This window comes from Alteromonas halophila (genome assembly GCF_014651815.1).
GTDB classification, from domain to species: Bacteria; Pseudomonadota; Gammaproteobacteria; order Enterobacterales; family Alteromonadaceae; genus Alteromonas; species Alteromonas halophila.
On the sequence record NZ_BMXP01000004.1, the window covers coordinates 36,471 to 58,547 of the forward strand.

At 51.8% G+C, this 22,077-nt stretch carries 20 protein-coding genes; 5 read left to right on the forward strand and 15 right to left on the reverse strand.

The window, feature by feature from the left end; all coding sequences use genetic code 11:
* The 5 genes from IE054_RS09755 to lpxD form a co-directional block, all read right to left on the reverse strand.
* Positions 1 to 663 (reverse strand): riboflavin synthase, encoded by a 663-nt coding sequence (locus IE054_RS09755; RefSeq protein ID WP_189405912.1) that lies wholly within the window; start codon positions 661 to 663, stop codon positions 1 to 3.
* Between the two features lie 2 nt (positions 664 to 665).
* Complete coding sequence (gene ribD, locus IE054_RS09760; protein WP_268245066.1) at positions 666 to 1,805, reverse strand: bifunctional diaminohydroxyphosphoribosylaminopyrimidine deaminase/5-amino-6-(5-phosphoribosylamino)uracil reductase RibD; 1,140 nt, start codon at positions 1,803 to 1,805, stop codon at positions 666 to 668.
* A 27-nt stretch (positions 1,806 to 1,832) separates the two neighbouring features.
* Positions 1,833 to 2,282 carry a transcriptional regulator NrdR gene (gene nrdR / locus IE054_RS09765; protein WP_189405914.1) on the reverse strand — a complete coding sequence of 150 codons (450 nt, stop codon included), beginning with the start codon at positions 2,280 to 2,282 and terminating at the stop codon, positions 1,833 to 1,835.
* 61 nt (positions 2,283 to 2,343) lie between these two features.
* Positions 2,344 to 3,603, reverse strand: a complete 1,260-nt coding sequence (gene glyA, locus IE054_RS09770; protein WP_189405917.1) for a serine hydroxymethyltransferase — start codon at positions 3,601 to 3,603, stop codon at positions 2,344 to 2,346.
* Positions 3,604 to 3,891: 288 nt separating this feature from the next.
* Complete coding sequence (lpxD, locus tag IE054_RS09775) at positions 3,892 to 4,926, reverse strand: UDP-3-O-(3-hydroxymyristoyl)glucosamine N-acyltransferase (RefSeq protein ID WP_189405919.1); 1,035 nt, start codon at positions 4,924 to 4,926, stop codon at positions 3,892 to 3,894.
* Between the two features lie 205 nt (positions 4,927 to 5,131).
* Here lpxD and ettA point away from each other — a divergent pair, with 205 nt between their 5' ends.
* From ettA to IE054_RS09790, 3 genes are all read left to right on the forward strand, one after another.
* Positions 5,132 to 6,802, forward strand: coding sequence for an energy-dependent translational throttle protein EttA (gene ettA, locus IE054_RS09780; protein WP_189405922.1), 1,671 nt, complete (start codon positions 5,132 to 5,134; stop codon positions 6,800 to 6,802).
* Positions 6,803 to 7,051: 249 nt separating this feature from the next.
* A complete protein-coding gene (locus IE054_RS09785; protein ID WP_189405924.1) occupies positions 7,052 to 8,032 on the forward strand; it encodes a DUF4382 domain-containing protein in 981 nt (326 codons plus the stop codon).
* 181 nt (positions 8,033 to 8,213) lie between these two features.
* On the forward strand, positions 8,214 to 8,627 hold the full coding sequence (locus IE054_RS09790; protein ID WP_189405926.1) for a PilZ domain-containing protein: 414 nt from the start codon (positions 8,214 to 8,216) through the stop codon (positions 8,625 to 8,627).
* Here IE054_RS09790 and radA read toward each other — a convergent pair.
* Positions 8,603 to 9,967: a DNA repair protein RadA gene (gene radA / locus IE054_RS09795; protein ID WP_189405928.1), complete on the reverse strand. Its 1,365-nt coding sequence runs from the start codon at positions 9,965 to 9,967 to the stop codon at positions 8,603 to 8,605. The genes IE054_RS09790 and radA overlap by 25 nt on opposite strands.
* A 177-nt stretch (positions 9,968 to 10,144) precedes the next feature.
* Between radA and IE054_RS09800 the strand changes: the two genes are divergently transcribed.
* Complete coding sequence (locus IE054_RS09800; protein ID WP_189405931.1) at positions 10,145 to 12,673, forward strand: PilZ domain-containing protein; 2,529 nt, start codon at positions 10,145 to 10,147, stop codon at positions 12,671 to 12,673.
* On the opposite strand, the gene serB is transcribed toward IE054_RS09800, so the two are convergent.
* Positions 12,664 to 13,674, reverse strand: a complete 1,011-nt coding sequence (serB, locus tag IE054_RS09805; protein ID WP_229805071.1) for a phosphoserine phosphatase SerB — start codon at positions 13,672 to 13,674, stop codon at positions 12,664 to 12,666. The two genes, IE054_RS09800 and serB, sit on opposite strands and share 10 nt — an antisense overlap.
* 131 nt (positions 13,675 to 13,805) lie before the next feature.
* On the opposite strand from serB, the gene IE054_RS09810 reads away from it, so the two are divergent.
* On the forward strand, positions 13,806 to 14,429 hold the full coding sequence (locus tag IE054_RS09810; protein ID WP_189405933.1) for a hypothetical protein: 624 nt from the start codon (positions 13,806 to 13,808) through the stop codon (positions 14,427 to 14,429).
* On the opposite strand, the gene IE054_RS09815 is transcribed toward IE054_RS09810, so the two are convergent.
* The 8 genes from IE054_RS09815 to IE054_RS09850 form a co-directional block, all read right to left on the reverse strand.
* The gene (locus IE054_RS09815; protein ID WP_189405935.1) at positions 14,420 to 15,202 is read right to left on the reverse strand and encodes a TatD family hydrolase; all 783 of its coding nucleotides are present in this window, start codon (positions 15,200 to 15,202) and stop codon (positions 14,420 to 14,422) included. The two genes, IE054_RS09810 and IE054_RS09815, sit on opposite strands and share 10 nt — an antisense overlap.
* 2 nt (positions 15,203 to 15,204) lie before the next feature.
* Complete coding sequence (pdxH, locus tag IE054_RS09820) at positions 15,205 to 15,843, reverse strand: pyridoxamine 5'-phosphate oxidase (RefSeq protein WP_189405937.1); 639 nt, start codon at positions 15,841 to 15,843, stop codon at positions 15,205 to 15,207.
* Positions 15,844 to 15,866: 23 nt separating this feature from the next.
* The gene (gene era, locus IE054_RS09825) at positions 15,867 to 16,784 is read right to left on the reverse strand and encodes a GTPase Era (protein ID WP_189405939.1); all 918 of its coding nucleotides are present in this window, start codon (positions 16,782 to 16,784) and stop codon (positions 15,867 to 15,869) included.
* A complete protein-coding gene (rnc, locus tag IE054_RS09830; protein ID WP_189405941.1) occupies positions 16,774 to 17,457 on the reverse strand; it encodes a ribonuclease III in 684 nt (227 codons plus the stop codon). The genes era and rnc overlap by 11 nt, the downstream gene beginning before the upstream one ends.
* Positions 17,457 to 18,362: a signal peptidase I gene (gene lepB / locus IE054_RS09835; RefSeq protein ID WP_189405943.1), complete on the reverse strand. Its 906-nt coding sequence runs from the start codon at positions 18,360 to 18,362 to the stop codon at positions 17,457 to 17,459. Before lepB ends, rnc begins: the two co-directional genes overlap by 1 nt.
* Positions 18,362 to 20,158, reverse strand: a complete 1,797-nt coding sequence (gene lepA, locus IE054_RS09840; protein ID WP_189405945.1) for a translation elongation factor 4 — start codon at positions 20,156 to 20,158, stop codon at positions 18,362 to 18,364. Before lepA ends, lepB begins: the two co-directional genes overlap by 1 nt.
* Positions 20,159 to 20,470: 312 nt before the next feature.
* Positions 20,471 to 20,941: a SoxR reducing system RseC family protein gene (locus tag IE054_RS09845; RefSeq protein ID WP_189405947.1), complete on the reverse strand. Its 471-nt coding sequence runs from the start codon at positions 20,939 to 20,941 to the stop codon at positions 20,471 to 20,473.
* The gene (locus IE054_RS09850) at positions 20,938 to 22,071 is read right to left on the reverse strand and encodes a MucB/RseB C-terminal domain-containing protein (protein ID WP_229805073.1); all 1,134 of its coding nucleotides are present in this window, start codon (positions 22,069 to 22,071) and stop codon (positions 20,938 to 20,940) included. The genes IE054_RS09845 and IE054_RS09850 overlap by 4 nt, the downstream gene beginning before the upstream one ends.
* Positions 22,072 to 22,077: the final 6 nt, after the last annotated feature.

Consider the following 22,077-nt stretch of genomic DNA (forward strand, 5'->3'; position numbering starts at 1 on the left):
TTATCTTTTTAAAAATCCGTGCTCAGCCAGAAAACGCATATCAATACCTTTCGTCTGAGGCTCTGCAGCCTTGTCGCCCAGCATTAGCCGCTCAAGATAACGGGCAATAACATCCACTTCCAGGTTGACCTTAGTACCTGTTTCATAGCTTCCAATTACCGTTTCTTTCAGCGTATGCGGAATAATCCACAACATAAACTCACTGCCCTGCACTTCATTAACGGTGAGGCTGACACCATCCACCGTGATACTGCCCTTATGCGCAATATACTTAGCCAGAGAAGTGGGCGCATTTATCCAGAATTCAATGTAGTCGCTATGCCGGATTACCCGGCTTACCTCACCTACACCGTCAACGTGACCTGACACGATGTGGCCACCAAACCTGTCGGTAGGCCGCATCGCTTTTTCCAGGTTAACTTTACTGCCGGCACTGTAATGCGCAAAGCCGGTCAGCCGAATGGTTTCTTCGGAAACATCAGCGCAATAATAATCGTGGCCTTTTTCAGTGACAGTAAGGCATACACCATTGGTCGCGATACTGTCTCCGAGTGCTACATCTGACATATCAAGCGATGGTGAGTGAACATGTAGCTGAATATCGTCGCCGCGTCGATCCATACTACTGATGGTACCCAGCGCCTGAATAATTCCTGTAAACATAGCTATTTCTCAGTTGTGTTATGTTGGCCGGGCTTTTCGACCCTGTAATGCAGCCTGATATCATCACCGACGCTGCGAACATCCATTAAGCTCAGTGACGGTGTCGACGACAGCGACGAAAACGACGGAAAATTCACCATAGAGCGCGCCTTATCGCCCAGCAGTTTACCCGCCTGGTAGCAGATAAGTTCATCCACCTCTTCGGCCATAAACAGTGCACCGACTAGCCCCGGCCCCGCTTCGACCCACACTTCATTAATTTGCATGGCACCGAGTTCGCTCATCAGGGCAGATAAATCCAGTTTACCGTTTGCCGCAGGCAGTTCGAGCCGGTAAGCATTACCCTCAGAGTCAGCCTGCCGGGTGATGGTTGCCAGGTAGGTAGGATAACCATCCTGAAAGCACTGATAGTCACGCCCCAGTGCATCGGCAGCATCGACCACCACGCGGATGGGCTGACGAATGGTATCCAGCGGATAATCGCTTAATTGCGCTTCTTCGGGACGCACCAGTAAGCTGGGGTTATCCGCCTTTACCGTGCCGGAGCCGGTAACAATGGCGCAGCTTTGCGCACGGTACCGCTGCACATCGCGGCGCGCATCCGGACCAGTTATCCACTGACTGACGCCGTTCTCAAGCGCAATTTTGCCATCCAGGCTTGTCGCCATTTTCACTCTTACCCGTGGCTTGCCGGTGACCATACGCTTAATGAATCCTGGGTTAAGGTCTGCGGCTTCCGCCGCCATAATGTCAGTAACAACCTCAATACCCGCTTCCTGCAGCCTTCTGATGCCATTACCGCTTACATTGGGATTCGGATCGGTCATTGCCACCACCACACAGCGTACCCCAGCGTCGATCAGTGCGTTGGCGCAGGGTGGCGTACGACCATAATGACTGCAGGGTTCCAGCGTGACATACACTGTCGCTCCACGAGCCTGACTGCCGGCCTGCTTTAGCGCATGAATCTCGGCATGCGGCGTGCCAGCCTGAATATGATAGCCCGCGCCAATTTGCGTATCATTGTCATCGACAATAATGCAGCCAACACGGGGGTTGGGTGAAGTAGTGTTGCGTCCCTGCCGGGCGAGTCTGATGGCTTTTGCCATCCAGCGATAATGTGAAGTTAACGTGCGCGTCAACGGCTTATCCTCTTCGTCTGACTGACATTAGTCGCCAAGCCGGGCAATCTCTTCTCCAAACTCACGGATATCTTCAAATGACCGGTACACGGACGCAAAGCGAATGTACGCAACTTTATCCAGGTGACGCAGTTCATCCATGATCAGATTTCCCAGAAACTGGCTCTGAATCTCGCGTTCGCCGGTTGCACGCAATTTCGACTTGATGGTAAGAATGGATTTCTCCACATTTTCAGTGCTGACCGGGCGCTTTTCCAACGCCCGCTGCATGCCTGCCCGAAGTTTATCTTCGTTAAAGGGTTCACGGGAGCCATCACGTTTAATCACCCTTGGCATCACTAGCTCTGCCCCTTCAAACGTGGTAAACCGCTCATGGCATATGACGCACTCGCGGCGGCGGCGCACCTGATGACCCTCTGCTACCAGCCGCGAATCAATCACCTTGGTTTCCTGAGCAGAACAAAATGGGCAAAACATGGCACGTCACCTCGTGTTTATCATGGTATGCCGGATTGCTCCGGCACAGCACCAGTTCAATTTATGCGGCGTAAACCGGGAATTTCGCACACAGTGCAACGACATCCTGCTTCACGCGCTCGACAACACTTTCATCCCCCATGTTATCAAGTACATCACACATCCAGGTTGCTACCTGCTTTGCTTCTTCCTCCTGGAAGCCGCGACGGGTGATGGCCGGGCTGCCAATACGCAGACCACTGGTGACAAACGGCGAGCGCGGGTCGTTGGGCACAGAGTTTTTATTGACCGTAATGTTAGCACGGCCCAGTGCTGCATCGGCGTCTTTCCCAGTGATATCTTTGTCAATCAAATCAAGCAGGAACAGGTGATTCTGGGTGCCATTTGAGACAATTTTATAACCTCGCTCCTGCATCACGGCGACCATCGCCTGGGCATTTTTGACAACCTGTTGCTGATAGGTCTTAAATTCAGGCTGTAGCGCTTCCTTGAAGGCCACTGCTTTGGCTGCGATGACATGACACAGTGGTCCGCCCTGATTACCCGGGAACACGGAACTGTTAAACTTTTTGTACAGGTCTTCATCACCACAGGAGGACAGAATAAGGCCGCTGCGGGGGCCTGCCAGCGTTTTGTGAGTGGTGGTTGTGACCACATGCGCGTGCGGTAGCGGGTTCGGGTAAATCCCAGCTGCAACCAGACCTGCGACATGCGCCATGTCCACCAGCAGATAAGCCCCCGCCTTATCGGCGATCTCGCGCATACGCTGCCAGTCCACGATACCTGAATAAGCTGAGAAGCCACCGATGATCATTTTGGGTTTATGCTCTGCGGCCAGCGCTTCGACCTGCGCGTAGTCGATTTCACCGGTTGTTTGATCCAGCCCGTACTGCACAGCATTGTAAGTCTTGCCAGAGAAATTAACGTGGGAGCCGTGTGTCAGGTGCCCACCTTCGGCCAGGCTCATGCCCAGCACTGTGTCGCCGGCATTCAGTAACGCCATAAATGCCGCCGCATTTGCCTGCGAGCCTGAATGTGGCTGCACATTAGCGTATTCAGCGCCAAATAACTGCTTGGCCCGGTCGATGGCCAGCTGCTCCACCACATCAACGTACTCACAGCCACCGTAGTAGCGTTTTCCGGGATAGCCTTCGGCATATTTGTTGGTGAGCTGAGATCCCTGCGCCTCCATAACGCGCGGACTACAGTAGTTTTCTGAGGCAATCAGTTCAATGTGCTGTTCCTGACGCTCAACTTCTTTGGCCATTGCGTCTGCCAATTCAGGATCATAATCAGCAATATTCATTTCACGAGGTAACATGGAGGCTCCTTCACTACGGTTAGATAAGGCCGGTATGGCACACGGCCATGCAACTTTATTCAGGCCACAGCCAAATCGTGTGAAAACACAATTCGGCCAGACAATTCAGACTGGCTGCCTATTTTAGTCATTTTGCCAGCTATGTATACCGCTTTGTGGCCCGCAGAGGTATGGTCAGTGGCAAGGCTTGTTGGCATTATTGTGCAGTTTTCAGCACAACGCGCTGACAATCGTGGTGCGGTACACGGGCAGGTTCGACTGACGCTTATACGGCACCACGCTGCAGCGCTATGATTCGCGCAGCTTTTCCAGCGCCTTTACCCGCTGATACAGGCTGTCAACCTGGCGCAATCTGATCACATTCTTACGCCAGTCCCGGTTTGGCATGGCCGGCTGACCCGATGAGTAAACACCAGGCTCAGTAATATCCTGAACAATCATGGTGTAGCCTGTGACCTGTACCTTGTCGCAGATGCTGATATGACCATTGATCCCCACACCGCCACCAATAATAACGTACTTACCAATGTGGCAACTTCCGGCAATACCGGTGGAGCCACATATGCAGGAGTGATCGCCGATGATGCAGTTGTGGCCCACCTGCACCTGATTATCAATAATCACGTTGTCGCCAATAACGGTGTCTTCCATAGCACCGCGGTCAATGCTGCTACTTGCACCTATATAGCTGTTATCGCCAATTCTGACCGAGCCGGTCTGAGGAATGGGCAGCCATAGCCCGTTGTCATTCGCATAACCAAACCCATCGGCACCAATCACAGTCTGCGCCTGAATGACGACACCCTGTCCAATGACCACATCATGGTAGATCGTTACGTTCGGGTAAAACACGCAATCGTTGCCAATCACCGCGCCTTTGCCAATAACGGTGTTGGCCCCAATTGAGACGTTATCACCAATCACCGCGCCGTCTTCAATCACTACGTGCGGGCCCAAAGAAACATTGTCACCCAGCGTTGCGCTATCAGCAACAACGGCACTTGGAGCCACCCCACTAGCTACTGCCGGCGTTGTATCGAAGCATTGGGCAATGCGGGCAAACGCTGCATGCGGATTTTTCACCACCAGAGCAGGACAAGGCGCGTCGCCGGCTGCCTTTTCAGGCACAATAACTGCGCCGGCTGATGTCGAAGTCAGCTGCGGCGTGTACTTCGGATTCGTCAAAAAAGATATCTGACTGGCCGATGCACCAGCAAGGGTGCCGACACCACTTATCCTTACCGTGGCATCCCCAGTAATGGTTCCACCAACTTGCTCCGCCAGTTCTGCCAGCGTATAGGAGCGCCCCGGATTTGCCGTCATGTGCTCTTCCTCAGTTAACTGTTAACGCTGCGAATGGTAGCGTAAATTTTTTAGAAGGTCGGCTAAAATCTGTATTTTACGGTGCAGACTGCCCAAAATACCATCAATCACCTCGCTCTTTCTGAACTCAGCAGGGACAATACCAGGCTTTACCATTACACTATGTCTATCATTTTAAATTGCGTTTCAACTGCAAGGACACAGCATGTCACAGTACGTATATAGTATGCATCGGGTGGGCAAAGTGGTACCACCGAACCGTCACATATTGAAAGACATCAGTTTAAGTTTCTTCCCCGGCGCTAAAATCGGCGTTTTGGGCTTAAACGGTGCCGGTAAATCTACCCTGCTTCGTATTATGGCAGGTGTCGACACTGATATCGAAGGCGAGGCGCGGCCTCAGCCCGGGCTGAATATTGGCTATTTGCCACAGGAGCCTCAGCTGGATGAAAGCAAAGACGTTCGGGGCAATATTGAAGAGGCGGTGGCCGATGTAACCCATGCCGTTAAGCGTCTGGATGAAGTGTACGCAGAATATGCGGACCCCGATGCCGACTTCGATGCACTGGCTAAGGAACAGGGCGAACTGGAAGCCATTATTCAGGCCAAAGACGGGCATACCATTGAGAATGCGCTGGAGCGCGCCGCAGATGCGTTGCGCCTGCCCCCGTGGGATGCCGATGTCACTAAATTGTCCGGTGGTGAACGCCGCCGCGTGGCCTTGTGCCGTTTATTGCTGGAAAAGCCCGATATGTTGCTGCTTGATGAGCCTACCAACCACCTTGATGCTGAATCGGTAGCCTGGCTGGAGCGCTTCCTGCACGATTATGAAGGGACAGTGGTTGCTATTACCCACGATCGATACTTTCTCGACAACGTCGCAGGCTGGATCCTGGAGCTGGACCGTGGCGAAGGTATTCCCTGGGAAGGCAACTATTCATCGTGGCTGGAACAAAAGGAAAAACGCCTGGAAATGGAAGAGCGTGCCGAATCTGCTCGTCAGAAGTCCATTAAGCAGGAGCTGGAATGGGTACGCTCTAACCCGAAAGGCCGTCATGCAAAAAGCAAGGCCCGGATGTCACGCTTTGAAGAAATGTCGACCGGAGACTATCAAAAACGTAATGAAACCAATGAGCTGTTCATACCACCGGGTGAGCGGCTTGGCGATAAAGTCATTGATGTCGACGGCCTCAATAAAGCCTATGGCGAACGGGTGCTGATTGACGATTTATCCTTTAGCGTTCCCAAGGGCGCCATTGTTGGCATTATCGGCCCGAATGGTGCGGGTAAATCCACCCTGTTCCGTATGCTAACCGGTGCTGAGCAGCCTGATAGCGGCAGTATTGATATTGGTGAGTCAGTGCAGATTGCCAGTGTTGAGCAGTTCCGTGATCACATGGATGAGAACAACACGGTGTACAAAGAGATCTCTGACGATCAGGACATCATTAAAATTGGCAACTTTGAAATTAACAGCCGCGCTTACTGCAGCCGCTTTAATTTTAAAGGCACCGATCAGCAAAAGTACATCAAAGACTTGTCTGGGGGTGAACGAAACCGGGTGCATCTGGCAAAACTGCTGAAGTCTGGCGGTAACGTGCTGTTACTCGATGAGCCAACCAACGATCTTGACGTAGAAACACTGCGTGCGCTTGAAAACGCGCTGCTTGAGTTCCCAGGCTGCGCGATGGTTATCTCGCACGATCGCTGGTTCCTGGACCGGGTGGCCACCCATATTATGGATTACCGGGATGAAGGCCAGATTAACTTCTTTGAAGGTAACTACGCGGACTATGAAAGCTGGCTTAAAGCCGAATATGGCCAGGATGTGGTTGAACCGCATCGCCTTAAATATAAGCGTATGACGAAAAAGTAGTCGCGGCGCAGAGTGCTGCGAATGTTGTTACTCCGTTAAGCGCCTGTCACTGACAGGCGCTTTTTGTGACGTCAGCCCAGAACTTTACTGCTTCCTCACTCTTGTTGCCAATCAGCGACACCTTCCTAACTCCCATCATAAAGGAAAATCACAACCTATTGAAAAAATATAACTTTTACAGATTGGCATGGTGATTGAAGTTTTACCAAACACTAGTTATTCATTCACCTCACTGTGATAAGGCATTTTATGAAGTTCTCAGTACATCCACTCAATTCAGTTTCTACCGTGGCGAAAGCCTGCGCCATTGCGCTTGGGCTGGCTGGTCTGACTGCGTGTGGCGGGTCTGACACAGACTCACCTGCGGTAGAGCGGCCCGCACCGGACAATGAAGCCAGCTTCTCACTGGCCGTGTCCGACGCGCCCGTTGATAGCGCAACCGAGGTTGTAGTGTATTTTGACACGGTAGAGCTGACCGGCAATGGCGACCCCCTGGTGTTTGATGTCAGAGACGAAAACGGTGATCCACGCCGTCTCGATCTGCTTGCGTTGCAAGGTCAGGCCTTCGCCACTATTGTAGAACAAACTGATATTCCATCCGGTGAGTATGGACAGGTAAGACTGGTTGTTACCGATGACTCCTACATCGTGATGGACGAAGGTACGTTTCCGTTGCAGGTTCCAAGTGGTGAGTTAAAACTGGATGGCTTCACGGCTGCACCGGGCGCTGAAGCGGCTTATACAGCAGAATTCGACTTACGCAAAAGTCTGGTTAACCCAGTAGGCCAGCAAGCAGTATTCCTCAAGCCGCGTGGCGTCCGGCTGGTATTAAACGACGAGGTTGGTCAGATTGAAGGTTCGATCGATAACTTGCTGCTTGATGATCCGTCCTGCGCGCAGAAAATGGATCTGAATACGGGCAATGCCGTCTATGTTTATCAGGGGGAGTATCAACAAATCAGTGAACTGGGTGATGACGCAAGCCCAGATGATGACGACGACGTACAACGCCCTTACACCATTATTCCCGTTAACTATGATCAGGCGGATGACAGCTACCGGTTCAACGCCAGCTTCCTGCCGGCAGACGATTATACATTAAGCTTTTCGTGTACCGCGTTGTTTGATGAGCCCGAGTCAGAAGAAGGTGAAGCAGAAGGGTTCACATTACAAACCCTTGATACAGTGACTGTCACAGCAGGTAATACTACCACGGTGTCTGTCGAGTAACTCCTGAGATTGCGGCCACATACCGGCCGCATCACTCTGTTGCAACAGACCCGGGGTCCCAATATCAATCCACACAGGCGTTAACTATAACGCACAAAATTCGTTGATCTTCTGGCCACAACCCGCTAAAACTGATCATTAAATCTACCGGCGATTCGGCCATCACCAGACAGGACTGCATATGTCTGACAAGCGACAATTCCAGCGGGTTAAACTTGATATCGACGGCACGCTGTCCCATCAGACAACCACCATTGCGGTTGTCGTAAAAGATGTGTCGCTACAGGGATTGCGCCTGAGCGCCCGGGAATCACTGCTTGATCAATTGCCATTCGACAGTCACGAGCCCTACCTGGCCCGCTTTCGTCCCAATGACGACAGCCCCGAGCTAACGCTTTTTATTGAACAGTTGTACCGCCATGCAGACTCCCGCCATCCCGATACGATTTTGGGCTGCAGGCTGAAGCGCGGTGATATTGAAAGCGTGAGTGCGCTTCGACGCATCATTCAGCTCAACAGCAGCGACGCCGAGCTGAGCAACAAAGACCTTGATGCGCTCATCGAGGCGATTTACTCCAGCGCGTCCAGCGCCTGAGATAACTGCGCGACCGGTATCACCTGTAAGCCTGGTATCGCCTGTTTGGGCGCATTGGCTTTTGGCACTATAGCCCGTTTAAAACCGTGTTTCGCAGCCTCGATGATCCGTTCTGTTCCGTTTGGTACCGGCCGAATTTCGCCTGCCAGCCCTACTTCACCAAACACAATAAGTTCGCGTGGCAAAGCACGGTTTCTGAAGCTGGACACCATTGCCAGCAACAACGCCAAATCGGCGCTGGTCTCTGCCACCTTAACGCCGCCCACCACATTGACAAATACGTCCTGATCATTCATCTGCACATTGCCATGGCGATGCAATACCGCCAGCAACATAGCCAGCCGGTTCTGCTCGAGGCCAACGGCAATACGCCGGGGATTGGACATCTGTGAATAGTCGACCAACGCCTGAATTTCAACCAGCAGCGGACGAGTTCCTTCCCAAATCACCATCACACTGGAGCCCGGAGATTGCTGTTCGCCGCGGCTTAAGAAAATGGCTGATGGGTTACTGACTTCTTTCAGGCCTTTTTCAGTCATCGCGAAAACACCCAGTTCATTGACCGCCCCAAACCGGTTTTTCTGACTACGCAAGGTGCGATACCGGCTGTCGCTTTCGCCTTCCAGCATCATTGAACTGTCAATACAGTGTTCCAGCACTTTTGGCCCGGCCAGATTGCCCTCTTTGGTCACATGCCCCACGATAAACATGGCAATATGCTGCTGCTTGGCAAAGCGGGTGAGATACGCAGCGCTTTCCCTGACCTGAGAAACGCTGCCTGGCGCCGACTGCACGTCGGCCACGTGCATCACCTGAATGGAATCAATGACCATTATTTTTGGCTTGTTGCTTAGTGCCAGGTTGCAGATGCTTTCCACATTGGTCTCTGCCAGCATCATCAGCTTATCGTCCGGCAGTCCCAGCCGGCTGGCGCGCAATGCTACCTGCTGCAATGACTCCTCACCTGTGACATATAAAGCCGCAGAGGATTTTGCCATTTCACACATGACCTGCAGCAGTAACGTACTTTTACCTGCACCAGGAGAACCGCCAATCAGCATGGCTGCGCCCGGCACAATACCGCCACCAAGGACCCTGTCTAACTCTTTAAACCCCGAGCTAAAACGAGGCAGCGCTTGCAGATCAATGCTATCGAGTCGTTCAATTTTGGCCTGCGTCTGCCCGGCATAACCACTGGTAGCTCTGCCCGGTGTAGTTGCCGGTGAGACAACGAATTCGGAGATGGTATTCCATGCCTTACACTCACCGCACTGCCCCTGCCAGCGTGGGAACTCGGCACCGCAGTCAGAACAGACATAAGCAGTTTTGCGTTTTGCCATAACTTCGATGTATCTTTAGCTGAAAACCGGGTATTCTACCTTTCGCGACGCCATAATGCACTGTACGAATGCCCTGTTCGCAAAGAAGGTATGAGTGGCAACGGCATCCTTCTTTGTCATGGAAGTTAGGATGCTGCCGATAGAAAATAACTACATTGACACGGTGATGTTGTTTACATGAGTCAAGACCTGCAGCAATACGCTGACATCATTGAGCAGCTAAAGCCAATGGTGAATGAACCTGAATTTAATCAGATCCTTTCCCAGGTGGCCGGTGACCTGCCCAGAGAAAAACGTTTCCTCATAAAAATGGAGGTCAAGCGCCTGGCCAAGCCCTGCATGCGCTCGGTGGATCTGCGCGGACAGGTTGATGGTGAATGCCGCCTGTATGAGTACAACGGTATCAAGCATTACCTCGACGATATTGCTATTGATGTGTTCGAACAACAGGTAAGAACATTCGGGCACTATAGCTTTGGTGTCTATGAAGCCGTCCAGAATACCGAAAATAATTATCGTGTTATTCGCCGTAAAACCGAAAATAATGAGCTGGTTGCTGAACAAAGCGCAGCCTCAAAAACCACCGCATTGATGAATAAATACAATGTGCCGGTCGTCAACCTGATGCGCTACTCCCAGCGTCAGAACGAACGCATGAACTTTGCCGTGGCGGTCGAGCTCTCCAGTGAAAGTAACCCGTCCATCCGCGGGATCAGCGTAAATGTGTCAACGGAAGGGATACAGGTCAAACTAAGCCGGGAGTCACTGCTTAAGAACAATGACCGGGTGTCAGTTCATTTCAGGGGGCTGGAAGAAGAGTTTGCCCTGGACAAAAAAAATGGCATTGCCTACACCGTTGTCAATATTAGCCGCAAGAAGGATATTCAGTACGTCGCACTGCGACGCGCGAAAGAGTATCCCAACGCCTCCTTTGATCAGTTTCTGGAGAACTTTATACACGGCAATAAACGCCGCTATAAAGTGAACATGACCAACACCATTGACGCCATCATAAATAAGTCATGTGAACAATATTTTTCCCCCCGCAGCCCGACGCTTCCGGTCTTTGTCGATGTAGTGGATACCGTTATGACGCCGCGCTTTGCGATGGTGAATGAGGTAAACCGGGAAATTGTTAACTACTGGCGGGATGAAGAAAACAACTGCCGCCTTGGCTATCTGCTTAATAAAGACAGGCTAAACCAGTTAGCAACAAAACCCGCAGCACAGCGAGAGCTGTATCTGTTCAGCTTTACCCACGTGCAAAACGAAAAAGTTTACTTTTATTCTGCCTCTCTGGATGAACTTAATAAAAAAGATGTGCTTAGGCAGGTATTCTTCGGGTTTGGCGCACGCAAAGTCAGTTGGCGTGTATTTAAACTGACTATGATCGATATGTCGCCGGATCAGGCCCATGCACCGCTATCTATACCCGATAGTGTCGGCACTAAAATTAAGCGACAAAATAATCCGCCTGCTCCCCGGCTGATGGCGAAGCTGAAAAACTTACGCGTACTGCTGCACCTGACAGATATAACTTCCATCGGTGGGCAGCACACGTACAGCCAGCTAAAGTTTAATCGTGAAAGTGTTAACCACCTGCGGGTATTTGGTCACCCCAGGAACCGCCCCTCCAGAGAAGTAAAAAACGTCCTCTATAAATTTGAGGAACAGCGGCTTGAATCCCGTTATCAGTTGCGCTCGGTGATCGAACTGAAAGCATACGGCAAGGATGTCACCTACAAAGGAATTAGCGAAGATATTTCCGTTCACGGCCTGCGTATTGAGCTGAATCAGGACTTTAGCCACGATGTGGATAATCAGGTTGAGGTAGGTTTTCCGAAGCTTCAGGAGCTGACCACCAAACATAATGTTATGGCTCTGCAGTACAATGTCGTGCATTACAACGAGCAAAAAAATATCCTGCATCTGAAGGCCGTCGAGGGTGAGCCCGGTCAGAGTGCCCGGCACTTTTTTGATGATCTGATCAAACACAACCGGCAGTCACTCAAATCCTATCCGGACGAAGAAGAAACACCGGGTCTGGGGCAGGCATTGAGGGTGATCAATGCGCGTAACTCGACCTCACTGTCCTTCGTACTGAGCAAAGATGGTGTGCGCTATGTTCCTCAGGTTGCGATTATTGGTAAACAGGATGAAAGGGTTACCCGCCTGGCATCACATTTTGCCGATCAGGATCAGGTAAACCTGGAGTTTATGTTCCGCGACCGCAAACTGGATACACCTTTTGTGCAGCACGGGGTCAAACAGGTTAAAGTCGAAAATATGCCAATCCGGCAGGAATTGTTTGTGGCCTTTGATCCGTCATTAAATGAAAAACGCACCGCCATTATTCCGCGCTTTACCCACCGCTTTTCATCCGACGAACAGCGTAAAAGCTTTATTCGCGAAGCGCTGACCCGGGGTCAGTTTGTTGCACTGCATGTCATGCTGACAACAACCGGTAAGCCCGACCTGGAAATGCTTCAGTCAGAAATTAATTACGTCAGTGTGTATGCCATTCACCGGGCTAAAGAGCTGGAAGAAAAGCTTTGGAGTATCGCCGCCTGTGCTCATCTTGTGGATGTCACCGATGAGGTGATGACCCGGTATAATTTCGACGCGGCTGAAATCCGCAAAAACCGCGAGGCCATCACGCAGCGGCAGATCCCACAGACCGGGATTGAATCGCTGCTTCAGGCCTGAAGTAAATAGAGCAGCGTGTGCAGGCCGCCGTAGCGAATGGCGACCTCTGCCTGTTCAACGACAGCCGGTTTAGCATGACAGGCTACCCCTAATCCAGCGACGTCCATCATCGCCAGATCATTCGCACCGTCGCCCATCGCAATCGTCTGCGATATGTCAATCTGCCACTTCTGACTAAGCGCGATCACCGTCTGTGCCTTTTTGCCAGCGTCGACAATCTCACCGGTTACCTTACCGGTCAGCATTCCGTCTTGCACCGCCAGTACATTTGAGAAGGCTGCATCAAGCCCAAGGCGTTGCGCCAGATAATCGGCAAAATAGGTAAAACCGCCTGACGCAACCGCCACTTTCCATTGATACTGCTTCAGCATTTGTACCAGTAAGGCGGCACCGGGCATCAGTGGAATGGCGTCTCTAATCTGTGCCAGCTGCGCCTCAGCAATGCCTTCCAGACACGCCACGCGGGTCATTAAGCTTTCTTTAAAGTCGAGTTCGCCGCGCATGGCCTGACGTGTAACTGCCGCAACTTTGTCACCCACATCACCAAGGCGTGCAATTTCATCAATACACTCCATTTGTATGAGGGTACTGTCCATGTCCATCACCAGCAGGCCCGGCGTGCTCAGTGACGGTTGCTGAACCTGCAGCGCGAGCTCTACCTGATATCGCTCAGCCACCTCATGCAGACCTGCCCGCGCCGCCTGCATATCAGCAACACTCACCTGTACGCACACCACCCCGTCTCCGAACCTGGCGTGCAACCCGTGGCAGGTGACGGCATGTCCGGTCAGGACCGGTGCGCAGTCCGCCAGGATTTGCTCAACCAGCTTTAAATTCAGCGCCGGTGCAATAAGGGTGAGCACCGCGTCAGTGTCTGGCTGCGTTGACGAAGATTGCCAGACGTTTCTGACTGGCAGGTAGGTTTTTTCCTGGTTTTGCAGAAACTGCGTTAAAAATGCAGCACTATTGCGTTCTGACGGGGTTAACTGAGTCTGATTCACAAGCGGTAACAGGTCATTGAGGATAGCGCAATCCTACCGAAACTGGCGCGGAAGCGAAATAAAACTTGGCAAGTTTTTCGTATTATTCTAGTGTACAGATATGAACGATTCACGATTTTCCCGCGCATACCGTGGAGGATAAGCAAGCCTCCGCAGGACTTTCACGCCGGCAGCTACAGCTACGTAAAGTCCACACCCGTTTTACTGTCGTAAAACGTATTGTTCATGTGTTTGTCATCAGTGGCGCACTGGCACTGGCTGTCGCTCTTATCTTATCGCTGAATGAATATCAGACGCAGTGGCACCGTATGCATTTACACCAGCCTGGCGCAACGCTAAGCCAGCAGTATGCGCAGTTGCTGCGTCCGGCCACGACAGCGCGGGATATCTCCGAACTGGCAACGCTGCTGGCCGTGTTAAAACTAGAGCCCGCTGTATTGAGTGTTACCGTTTATGATCAGGATGGCAGGAAACTGGCCAGCACGGACGGCGCACAACCACTGGTGAGCGAAAGCATGCTGCGCGCCTCACCCGTAACCTACTTAAAGCGTATCCGCAGCCAGTCGGGCCAGGAAGTTGGCTATGTGCAGTTATTGTTCGACCGGGAACTGGTGCTGTCAGAACCAGCAACACTTAACCAGCAACTGTACAAACTCATCGCAGCCGGGGTATTGCTGGCCATGCTGTTTGCGACGTATTTTACCCGCGGCATCTACAAAAGCCGGCGCTGGCTGGTGCGCAGGCTTTATTCCTGAGACCGGCGTTGAAACTGGGAATAATAGGTGTCTGTGGTACGCGCAATGATACTTTGCGCATCCTTCTCAAAGAGGCGGGCAAGAATGATAACCACGTCTCTCAGATAGGCTGGCGAGTTCCGCTGTCCCTGACGCCCTGACATGGGCATATCGGGCGCATCCGTCTCCAGTATGAGATGTTCCAGTCCTGTCGATTTAATGGCTTCACGTGTCTTGCTGCCCCGCGGGTAGGTCACCGTGCCCCCAATGCCCAACAGGAAACCCTGGTCGGTATATTGCCGGGCAATCTGTGCATTCCCGGAGAAAGCATGAATGACCCCACCTCTGTTAAATCCGGTGTCTTTTAATGCTTTGTGCAACAGGTGGTGTGTTTTGCGGTGGTGCAAAATAACCGGTAGCGCGGCCTCCTGGGCAAGATGTAGCTGATATTCAAGCACCTGCTGCTGCGTATCCATTGGAATATCTACGACCCCGTCCAGCCCCATTTCCCCGACCGCAACCGTTGAGGCATGCGACGATGCAAGCTGCGATTCGAGTGCCCGCAACTGTGCTTTGTTATCATCCATGCTGGGGCTAAGAAAGTAGGGGTGAAGTCCGTAGGCAATATCGATATCCGGATTGGCACTTGCCAGCGTGTGCTGACGCTGCCAGCCCGGCACTGTCGTGCCGGGGATAAGAAACCGGGTTACGCCTGCCTTTCGGCTGTCAGCAAGCACCGAGTCTATGTCTTGTGCAAATGCATTAAGATCGAGATGGCAATGGCTGTCAATCATAACTAGGGCATAAGACGCTGAGTGTCCCAGTCACCGTCATCATTGCGGTTGTACTCAAAGCGGTCATGCAGACGGTCTTCGCCACCCTGCCAGAATTCAATCTGGTGAGGCACAATGCGAAAGCCACCCCAAAAGTCGGGCACCGGCAGCGCCTTGTTCGCAAACTTTTGTTTTAGCTGACTAAACTGTGTCATAAGTGCTGCTTTTGCGGACAACGGCTGACTTTGCCTGGACGCATAGGCCGCAAGCTGACTGTCTTTGGGACGGGAGAAAAAGTACTCGGCATTCTCTTTCAGTGACAGGCGCTGCGCAATGCCGCATACACGAACCTGTCGCTCCATAAAAAACCACGGGAAATGACAGGACACTCGTGGATTATCAGCGAGCTCTCTGGCTTTACGGCTGCCCAGATTAGTGAAAAATACAAACCCGTCATGGCTGACCTGTTTAAGCAGCACAATACGTTGTGAAGGCTGACCATTTTCATCAACGGTGGCAACGGTCATCGCGGTGGGATCAGGGATTTGCGCATCAATCGCGTCCTGTAGCCAGCGTTCAAACAAGTCGACCGGATGCGACGTCAGGTCTTCGTCGGTCAGGGTGCCGTTGGAATACTGTCTGCGCATATCAGATATTGCCACGTTAACGTCTCCTGCTTTAAGGGTTACTGGTTTTGATCATCCCCGTAGCCCAGTGAACGTAAGGCACGCTCATCATCGGCCCATCCCTGTTTCACTTTTACCCACAGTTCCAGAAATACACGGTTATCAAACAGGTTTTCCATATCTTTGCGGGCCTGCTCACCAATGGTTTTTAAGTGTTTACCACCCTTACCGATCACCATACGTTTTTGTGACTCCCGTTCGACCAGAATCAGACCACTAATGCGGTAAACGCCGTTGTCACCCAGCTTAAACTGCTCAATTTCAACGGTGGTCGAGTAAGGTAATTCATCACCGGTAAAACGCATGAGTTTTTCACGAATGATCTCAGCTGCCATAAAGCGGCTTGAACGGTCAGTGATATAGTCTTCCGGATAATAGAACTCGCTGTCCGGAAGGCTGGCAAATACCAGTTCGCGCAGCTCATCCACCATTTTCCCCTTACGCGCACTGACCGGCACAATATGCGCAAAGTTATGTTTTTCAGAGAGCTGCTGCAAATGCAGCATCAGCGCTTCTTTATCCTCAACCTTATCAACTTTGTTGACCACCAGGTAGCAGGGCAATCCTGACGCCTGAATTTTATCCAGAACATGCTGATCATCGTCTTGCCAGCGGGTACCTTCGACCACGAACAATACAACGCCCACGTCGGCCAGTGTGGTGGTAGCCGCCCGGTTCATATAGCGGTTGATGGCACGCTTTTCTTCCTGATGCAGGCCCGGGGTGTCAACGTAAATGGCCTGACGGTTATCCTGCGTATCGATGCCCAGGATCCGGTGTCGTGTGGTCTGAGGCTTTCGGGATGTAATGCTGACTTTTTGTCCGAGCAGCCGGTTAAGCAGGGTCGACTTACCCACGTTGGGCCGCCCGACTATGGCGACCAGGCCACTGTGTGTCTGTGCATCGTTATTTGTCATCCAGCATCTCCAGGGTCTTCTGTGCGGCATCCTGCTCTGCTTTACGACGGCTACTGCCTTTGCCTTTGACCGGCTCTTTCAGTAATCCGACGTGACAGACTACTTCAAAGGTCTGATCATGATCTTTACCGGATACTGACGTCACATCGTAGCTCGGTAACGGTAACTTTCTTGACTGCAGGAACTCCTGTAGTCGGGTCTTGTTGTCTTTTGGATGCGCATGAGGGTCGAGTTTAGCAATCCGTGACTGCCACAGACGCTGTATAACCGCCTGCGTCACACTCAGCCCTGATTCTAAATAGATGGCACCCAGCACCGCTTCAACGGCATCTGCGAGTATCGAGCTACGCCGGTGTCCGCCGCTTTTCAGCTCTCCCTGCCCCAGTTTAAGCAAATCGCCCATATCCGCCTCACGTGCCAGCTCCGCCAGTGTATCGCCTTTCACCAGTGTTGAGCGCATGCGCGTCAGCTTTCCTTCCGGTACGGCGGGAAACTGACGATACAGGGTATCGGCAATGACCAGGCCCAGTACCGCATCACCCAGAAATTCCAGCCGTTCGTTATGATTTTTAGCCGCACTACGGTGGGTCAGCGCCTGCTCAAGTAAACGTGTATCCTCAAACGTATAGCCAATGGCCTTTTGCAGCGCAGCGTATTTGTCGATGCCCTGCATCAGTCAATACCACCTACGCGGTCAAACCGTATGCCAGTTGGGATCCATGTTGGCAACCAGCTATCCGGCTTACGTTCAAACTCAAAACTTATCCATATAGCCACGGCCTGCCCAACCAGGTTATCATCCGGCACAAACCCCCAGAAACGGCTGTCCCGGCTATTATCCCGGTTGTCGCCGAGCACAAAATACTGGCCTTCTGGTACTACCCATTCATTGCTGCGGGTTCCCGGCTGCGAATAATAATGCGTGGGAGGGATATCACGGAACGGATGGCGTAAAATATCATGCTCAACGTCCCCAAGGTTCTCGGTGTAGCGCAATAACTGTGTCATTTCCTGAACATATTCGCCACGCTCAACAAAGGTGGTTGTTACCGCCTTCAGTCCGGGACATTCGCTGCGCTGCTCGTCACATTTGGGTTTAATAAAAACCTGCTTGTTTTTGTACACCACCGTGTCGCCAGGCAGGCCCACGACCCGCTTGATATAGTCGATATTGGGATCTTCAGGATATTTAAATACTGCTACATCGCCACGCTCGGGCGACCCGGTCTCAATCAGCTTTGAGCGAAACACCGGATCTTTCACGCCATAGGCATACTTTTCCACCAGAATAAAGTCACCCACTAAAAGAGTAGGCATCATCGAGCCGGAGGGGATTTGAAACGGCTCATACAGAAAAGAACGCAATACCAGCACAAAGGCAATAACCGGAAAGATTTGCTGCGCTGTATCCACAATATAGGGCACAGGCGGAGACTCCTGGAACCCCGCCCCTTCTGCCGTTGCTGCTTCCTGTAGTCTGGCTTTGCGTTTAGGCGCAAAGAGCAGGCTGTCAATAAGCCAGATTAGACCACTGGCAAAGGTCACCACTACCAGTAACAGTGAAAAGTAGTTTGCCATTATTTACCCACCTTCAGTACCGCCAAAAAGGCATCCTGGGGCAGTTCTACGTTCCCTATCTGCTTCATCCGCTTTTTCCCTTCCTTCTGTTTCTGCAGCAGCTTTTTCTTTCGACTCACATCACCGCCGTAACATTTTGCGATAACGTTTTTACGCATTTGCTTGACGGTACTGCGGGCAATGACATGGTTGCCAATCGCCGCCTGAATCGCAATATCAAACATCTGACGCGGGATCAGCTCACGCAGCTTATCGACCAGTTCGCGACCACGCCCCTGGGCGTTTTCACGGTGCGTAATCATCGCCAGCGCGTCCACCCGATCGCCATTAATGAGAATATCGACCCGCACCATGTCTGATGACTGGAAGCGTTTAAAGTTATAGTCCAGTGACGCAAAGCCACGACTGGTTGATTTAAGTCGGTCAAAGAAATCCAGCACCACTTCGGCCATTGGCAACTCGTAGGTAATGGCTACCTGGTTACCATGATAGGTCATGTTGGTTTGCATGCCACGTTTCTCGACGCACAGCGTCATCACGTTGCCCAGGTATTCCTGCGGAACCAGAATATTGGCCTCAACCATGGGCTCATGAATTTCTTCAATATCATTGACCGGCGGCAGCTCTGAGGGATTATCCACACTTAAGGTCTCGCCCTTGGTGGTCACCACCTCATAGATAACGGTAGGCGCTGTGGTAATCAGCCCCAGGCCGTATTCCCGTTCCAGGCGTTCCTGAATGATTTCCATGTGTAACATGCCCAGAAAGCCGACCCGAAAGCCGAAGCCCAGTGCTGCTGAACTTTCTGGCTCAAAGAACAGCGAGGCATCATTCAGGCTGAGTTTTGCCAGCGCATCGCGAAAGTCTTCGTAGTCATCCGAACTGATTGGGAAAATACCGGCATAGACCTGTGGCTTAACTTTCTTAAAGCCGGGCAAGGGTTCTTCGGCCGGCGCTTTTGCCAGTGTGATAGTATCGCCAACAGGCGCACCAGTGATGTCTTTAATACCGGCAATAATAAAGCCGACCTCGCCGGCTTCCAGCCCTTCGGTTTCAAGTGGCTTCGGTGTGAATACCCCAATTTTATCCACCTGATGTACTTGTCCGTTAGACATCAGCTGGATTTTATCTTTTTTGTTAAGCTTCCCTTCTTTGATCCGCACCAGTGACACAACGCCCTGATAGTTATCAAACCAGGAATCAATGATCAGCGCTTTCAGCGGGTCTTCTCTTTCGCCCTGCGGTGGCGGGATCTTCTGAACGATGCATTCCAGCACTTCTTCGATACCCACGCCGGTCTTCGCCGAGCAGCGTACCGCCTCCATGGCATCAATGCCGACAATATCCTCGATCTCTTCGGCAATTCGATCGGGTTCTGCCTGCGGTAAATCAATTTTGTTCAAAACTGGCACCACTTCCAGATCCATTTCAATCGCGGTGTAGCAATTAGCCAGCGTTTGCGCTTCAACGCCCTGGCCGGCATCGACAACCAGCAGCGCCCCTTCACAGGCCGCCAGTGAGCGTGATACCTCGTAGGAAAAGTCGACATGGCCGGGGGTGTCAATGAAGTTGAGTTGGTAAGTTTCGCCATCTCTGGCTTCATAGTTCAGCGTGACACTCTGCGCCTTAATGGTAATCCCGCGCTCCCGTTCAAGATCCATAGAGTCGAGGACCTGCTCAGCCATTTCGCGATCAGTAAGGCCACCACAATGTTGAATAAGGCGGTCTGACAGAGTGGATTTACCATGATCGATGTGCGCAATAATACTAAAATTACGAATATGGGATTGTTGCATAAAGCTGAAAAATACCTGCGGAATTAGTTAATAAAACATACCAGTAAGCATAAGCAAATGCCTCGCCAGACCACTTGCTGCCAGTTATCACCCGCAAGCGGGGAATTAAAGTGGTAGCGACCGTGGCAATCAGCATGTGATTATACTCACTCGCGAATACATTAGTCCCGGCTACTGCCGTAGACCAAACGATTCACAGGCAATACCGTTATTACGCCGGATTGCTGGAAACGCGCGTGGATTTTACCTATTTACGGGGATAAAAGCGAATAAAGCCGACAGTTCTCTGGTCCACAGCGACAACCTGTAGAATCAGACGGCCCTGCCAGACGCATCACTACCAGAGATTCGACCAATCAGCACTGGCTGAAAGCGCTGTGTATCAAGCTTTTTAATACGAGCGGAAATAACGATGTAGGTTAAAAACGTGACAAGCACACTGCCTGCAAACACGCTTAGATCGTGCACTGCACCAGCCAGACTAAGCCAGCTGTCTAACAACAGAGCACTGCCGATCAGTGCCAGCAGTGGCACCACATACAATAATGCCGAGGCAGACAGCATGCCGGCCTCTGGAATACCCACCGATACCTCATCGCCAATCTCAACAGGGACTGGACTGCGCAGGGTGAGCCGCTGAACTTTCGGCGCAAAGGCGGTTGCTATGGCACCAGTGCCACAGTCACTCTGCGCCTGACAGCCATTGCAGGTGGTTTTAATCGCAGCCTCTACCACCACTGAGTCGTCGTTTACAGCGACCACTGTCGCACGCTCTGTGATCATGGATTACCGTTCTTCGACGTCAGAGACGTGGCAATTGCATTCGCCGTCTTAAGTGGCACTTTTCCAACGACAGTGACCTGCACCTTGCCATCGGTCAGCGTTAAAAATGTGTTTAGATCATGTCGCAATATCAGATCGCTGCCAATTGCTTCATTTGCTGGCTGAACATACACAGAAACATCAACCAGGCCGTCACTGAACATTTTATACTCCACCACCTGGCCGGTTAGCGACAAACGCCTGATGTCGCGGCGGACTTCATCCATGCCATTTGGCAGGTAACTCACTTCCCAGCCATGCGCGCGCGGCTGCCTGGGTGACATAGCCATAGGTTTAGGTAGTGACGATGGGTTTATACGCGAAAAATACTCATGGGGCTTATCCATGATGGTCAGTGAAGTGACCTGAATTTGCTCAAGTAATTTGCCCTGCAAATCAAGCATATTGAGTTTGAGCAACATGCCTGTCTGCTCATCGAGCCACAACTGATAGCTAAACCGGCTGTTGTCGCGGCTGACAATACGGATTTGCTGGGCCGATCGCCCTGCCACCCTTGCTCTGCCGACGCTGACAAACTCGTACGCATCTTTAAGCTGCAGCGGCTGATAAAGAAGTTCACTGGGGATGGGCCCGCTGATATGACCCGCACGGAGACTGTAAGGCGGCACATCGGGTTCAAACACACTGACCACGTCACCGACCCGGATCAATTCGCGCCCGGGCCCGTTCTGCAAATTCAGTTGTTCCATCGTACTGCCATCGGCAAGGTGCGCATGACGCCACAGATAAGGAATTGCTTCTCCACTGGGTCGGCTTTGTACAAAGGAAACCTGAAAATTACGGGTCTGACTAACCGTCGCCAGCCGCGCCAGCCACTGCTGTGTACTTAGTGACTCGCGTGTGTCAGTTGTCTGTGAAGACGCCTCCGGTATGGCAGCCGGTTGATCATCAGTTGCAGTGTCACTGAAGGCTCGGTCAGGTTCTGCAGTCTGAGGTTGTTGCTCTGGTGTATCGCCTGTTACCACTTGCTGGGCAAACGCTGACGAACTCATCAATATGGCGCAACTAACAATCATTGCACGCCAGTTACTTCTCAGTACTGACGTACATACTTCTACATGTTTTACCATGAATTA

What these genes read in the sequence shown, in the direction of transcription:
- IE054_RS09755 (WP_189405912.1), bottom strand. Translation starts at nt 663, where the DNA reads ATGTTTACAGGAATTATTCAGGCGCTGGGTACCATCAGTAGTATGGAT.
- nrdR (WP_189405914.1), bottom strand. Translation starts at nt 2,282, where the DNA reads ATGTTTTGCCCATTTTGTTCTGCTCAGGAAACCAAGGTGATTGATTCG.
- glyA (WP_189405917.1), bottom strand. Translation starts at nt 3,603, where the DNA reads ATGTTACCTCGTGAAATGAATATTGCTGATTATGATCCTGAATTGGCA.
- lpxD (WP_189405919.1), bottom strand. Translation starts at nt 4,926, where the DNA reads ATGACGGCAAATCCGGGGCGCTCCTATACGCTGGCAGAACTGGCGGAG.
- ettA (WP_189405922.1), top strand. Translation starts at nt 5,132, where the DNA reads ATGTCACAGTACGTATATAGTATGCATCGGGTGGGCAAAGTGGTACCA.
- IE054_RS09785 (WP_189405924.1), top strand. Translation starts at nt 7,052, where the DNA reads ATGAAGTTCTCAGTACATCCACTCAATTCAGTTTCTACCGTGGCGAAA.
- IE054_RS09790 (WP_189405926.1), top strand. Translation starts at nt 8,214, where the DNA reads ATGTCTGACAAGCGACAATTCCAGCGGGTTAAACTTGATATCGACGGC.
- radA (WP_189405928.1), bottom strand. Translation starts at nt 9,967, where the DNA reads ATGGCAAAACGCAAAACTGCTTATGTCTGTTCTGACTGCGGTGCCGAG.
- IE054_RS09800 (WP_189405931.1), top strand. Translation starts at nt 10,145, where the DNA reads ATGAGTCAAGACCTGCAGCAATACGCTGACATCATTGAGCAGCTAAAG.
- IE054_RS09815 (WP_189405935.1), bottom strand. Translation starts at nt 15,202, where the DNA reads ATGATTGACAGCCATTGCCATCTCGATCTTAATGCATTTGCACAAGAC.
- era (WP_189405939.1), bottom strand. Translation starts at nt 16,784, where the DNA reads ATGACAAATAACGATGCACAGACACACAGTGGCCTGGTCGCCATAGTC.
- rnc (WP_189405941.1), bottom strand. Translation starts at nt 17,457, where the DNA reads ATGCAGGGCATCGACAAATACGCTGCGCTGCAAAAGGCCATTGGCTAT.
- lepB (WP_189405943.1), bottom strand. Translation starts at nt 18,362, where the DNA reads ATGGCAAACTACTTTTCACTGTTACTGGTAGTGGTGACCTTTGCCAGT.
- lepA (WP_189405945.1), bottom strand. Translation starts at nt 20,158, where the DNA reads ATGCAACAATCCCATATTCGTAATTTTAGTATTATTGCGCACATCGAT.
- IE054_RS09845 (WP_189405947.1), bottom strand. Translation starts at nt 20,941, where the DNA reads ATGATCACAGAGCGTGCGACAGTGGTCGCTGTAAACGACGACTCAGTG.
- IE054_RS09850 (WP_229805073.1), bottom strand. Translation starts at nt 22,071, where the DNA reads ATGGTAAAACATGTAGAAGTATGTACGTCAGTACTGAGAAGTAACTGG.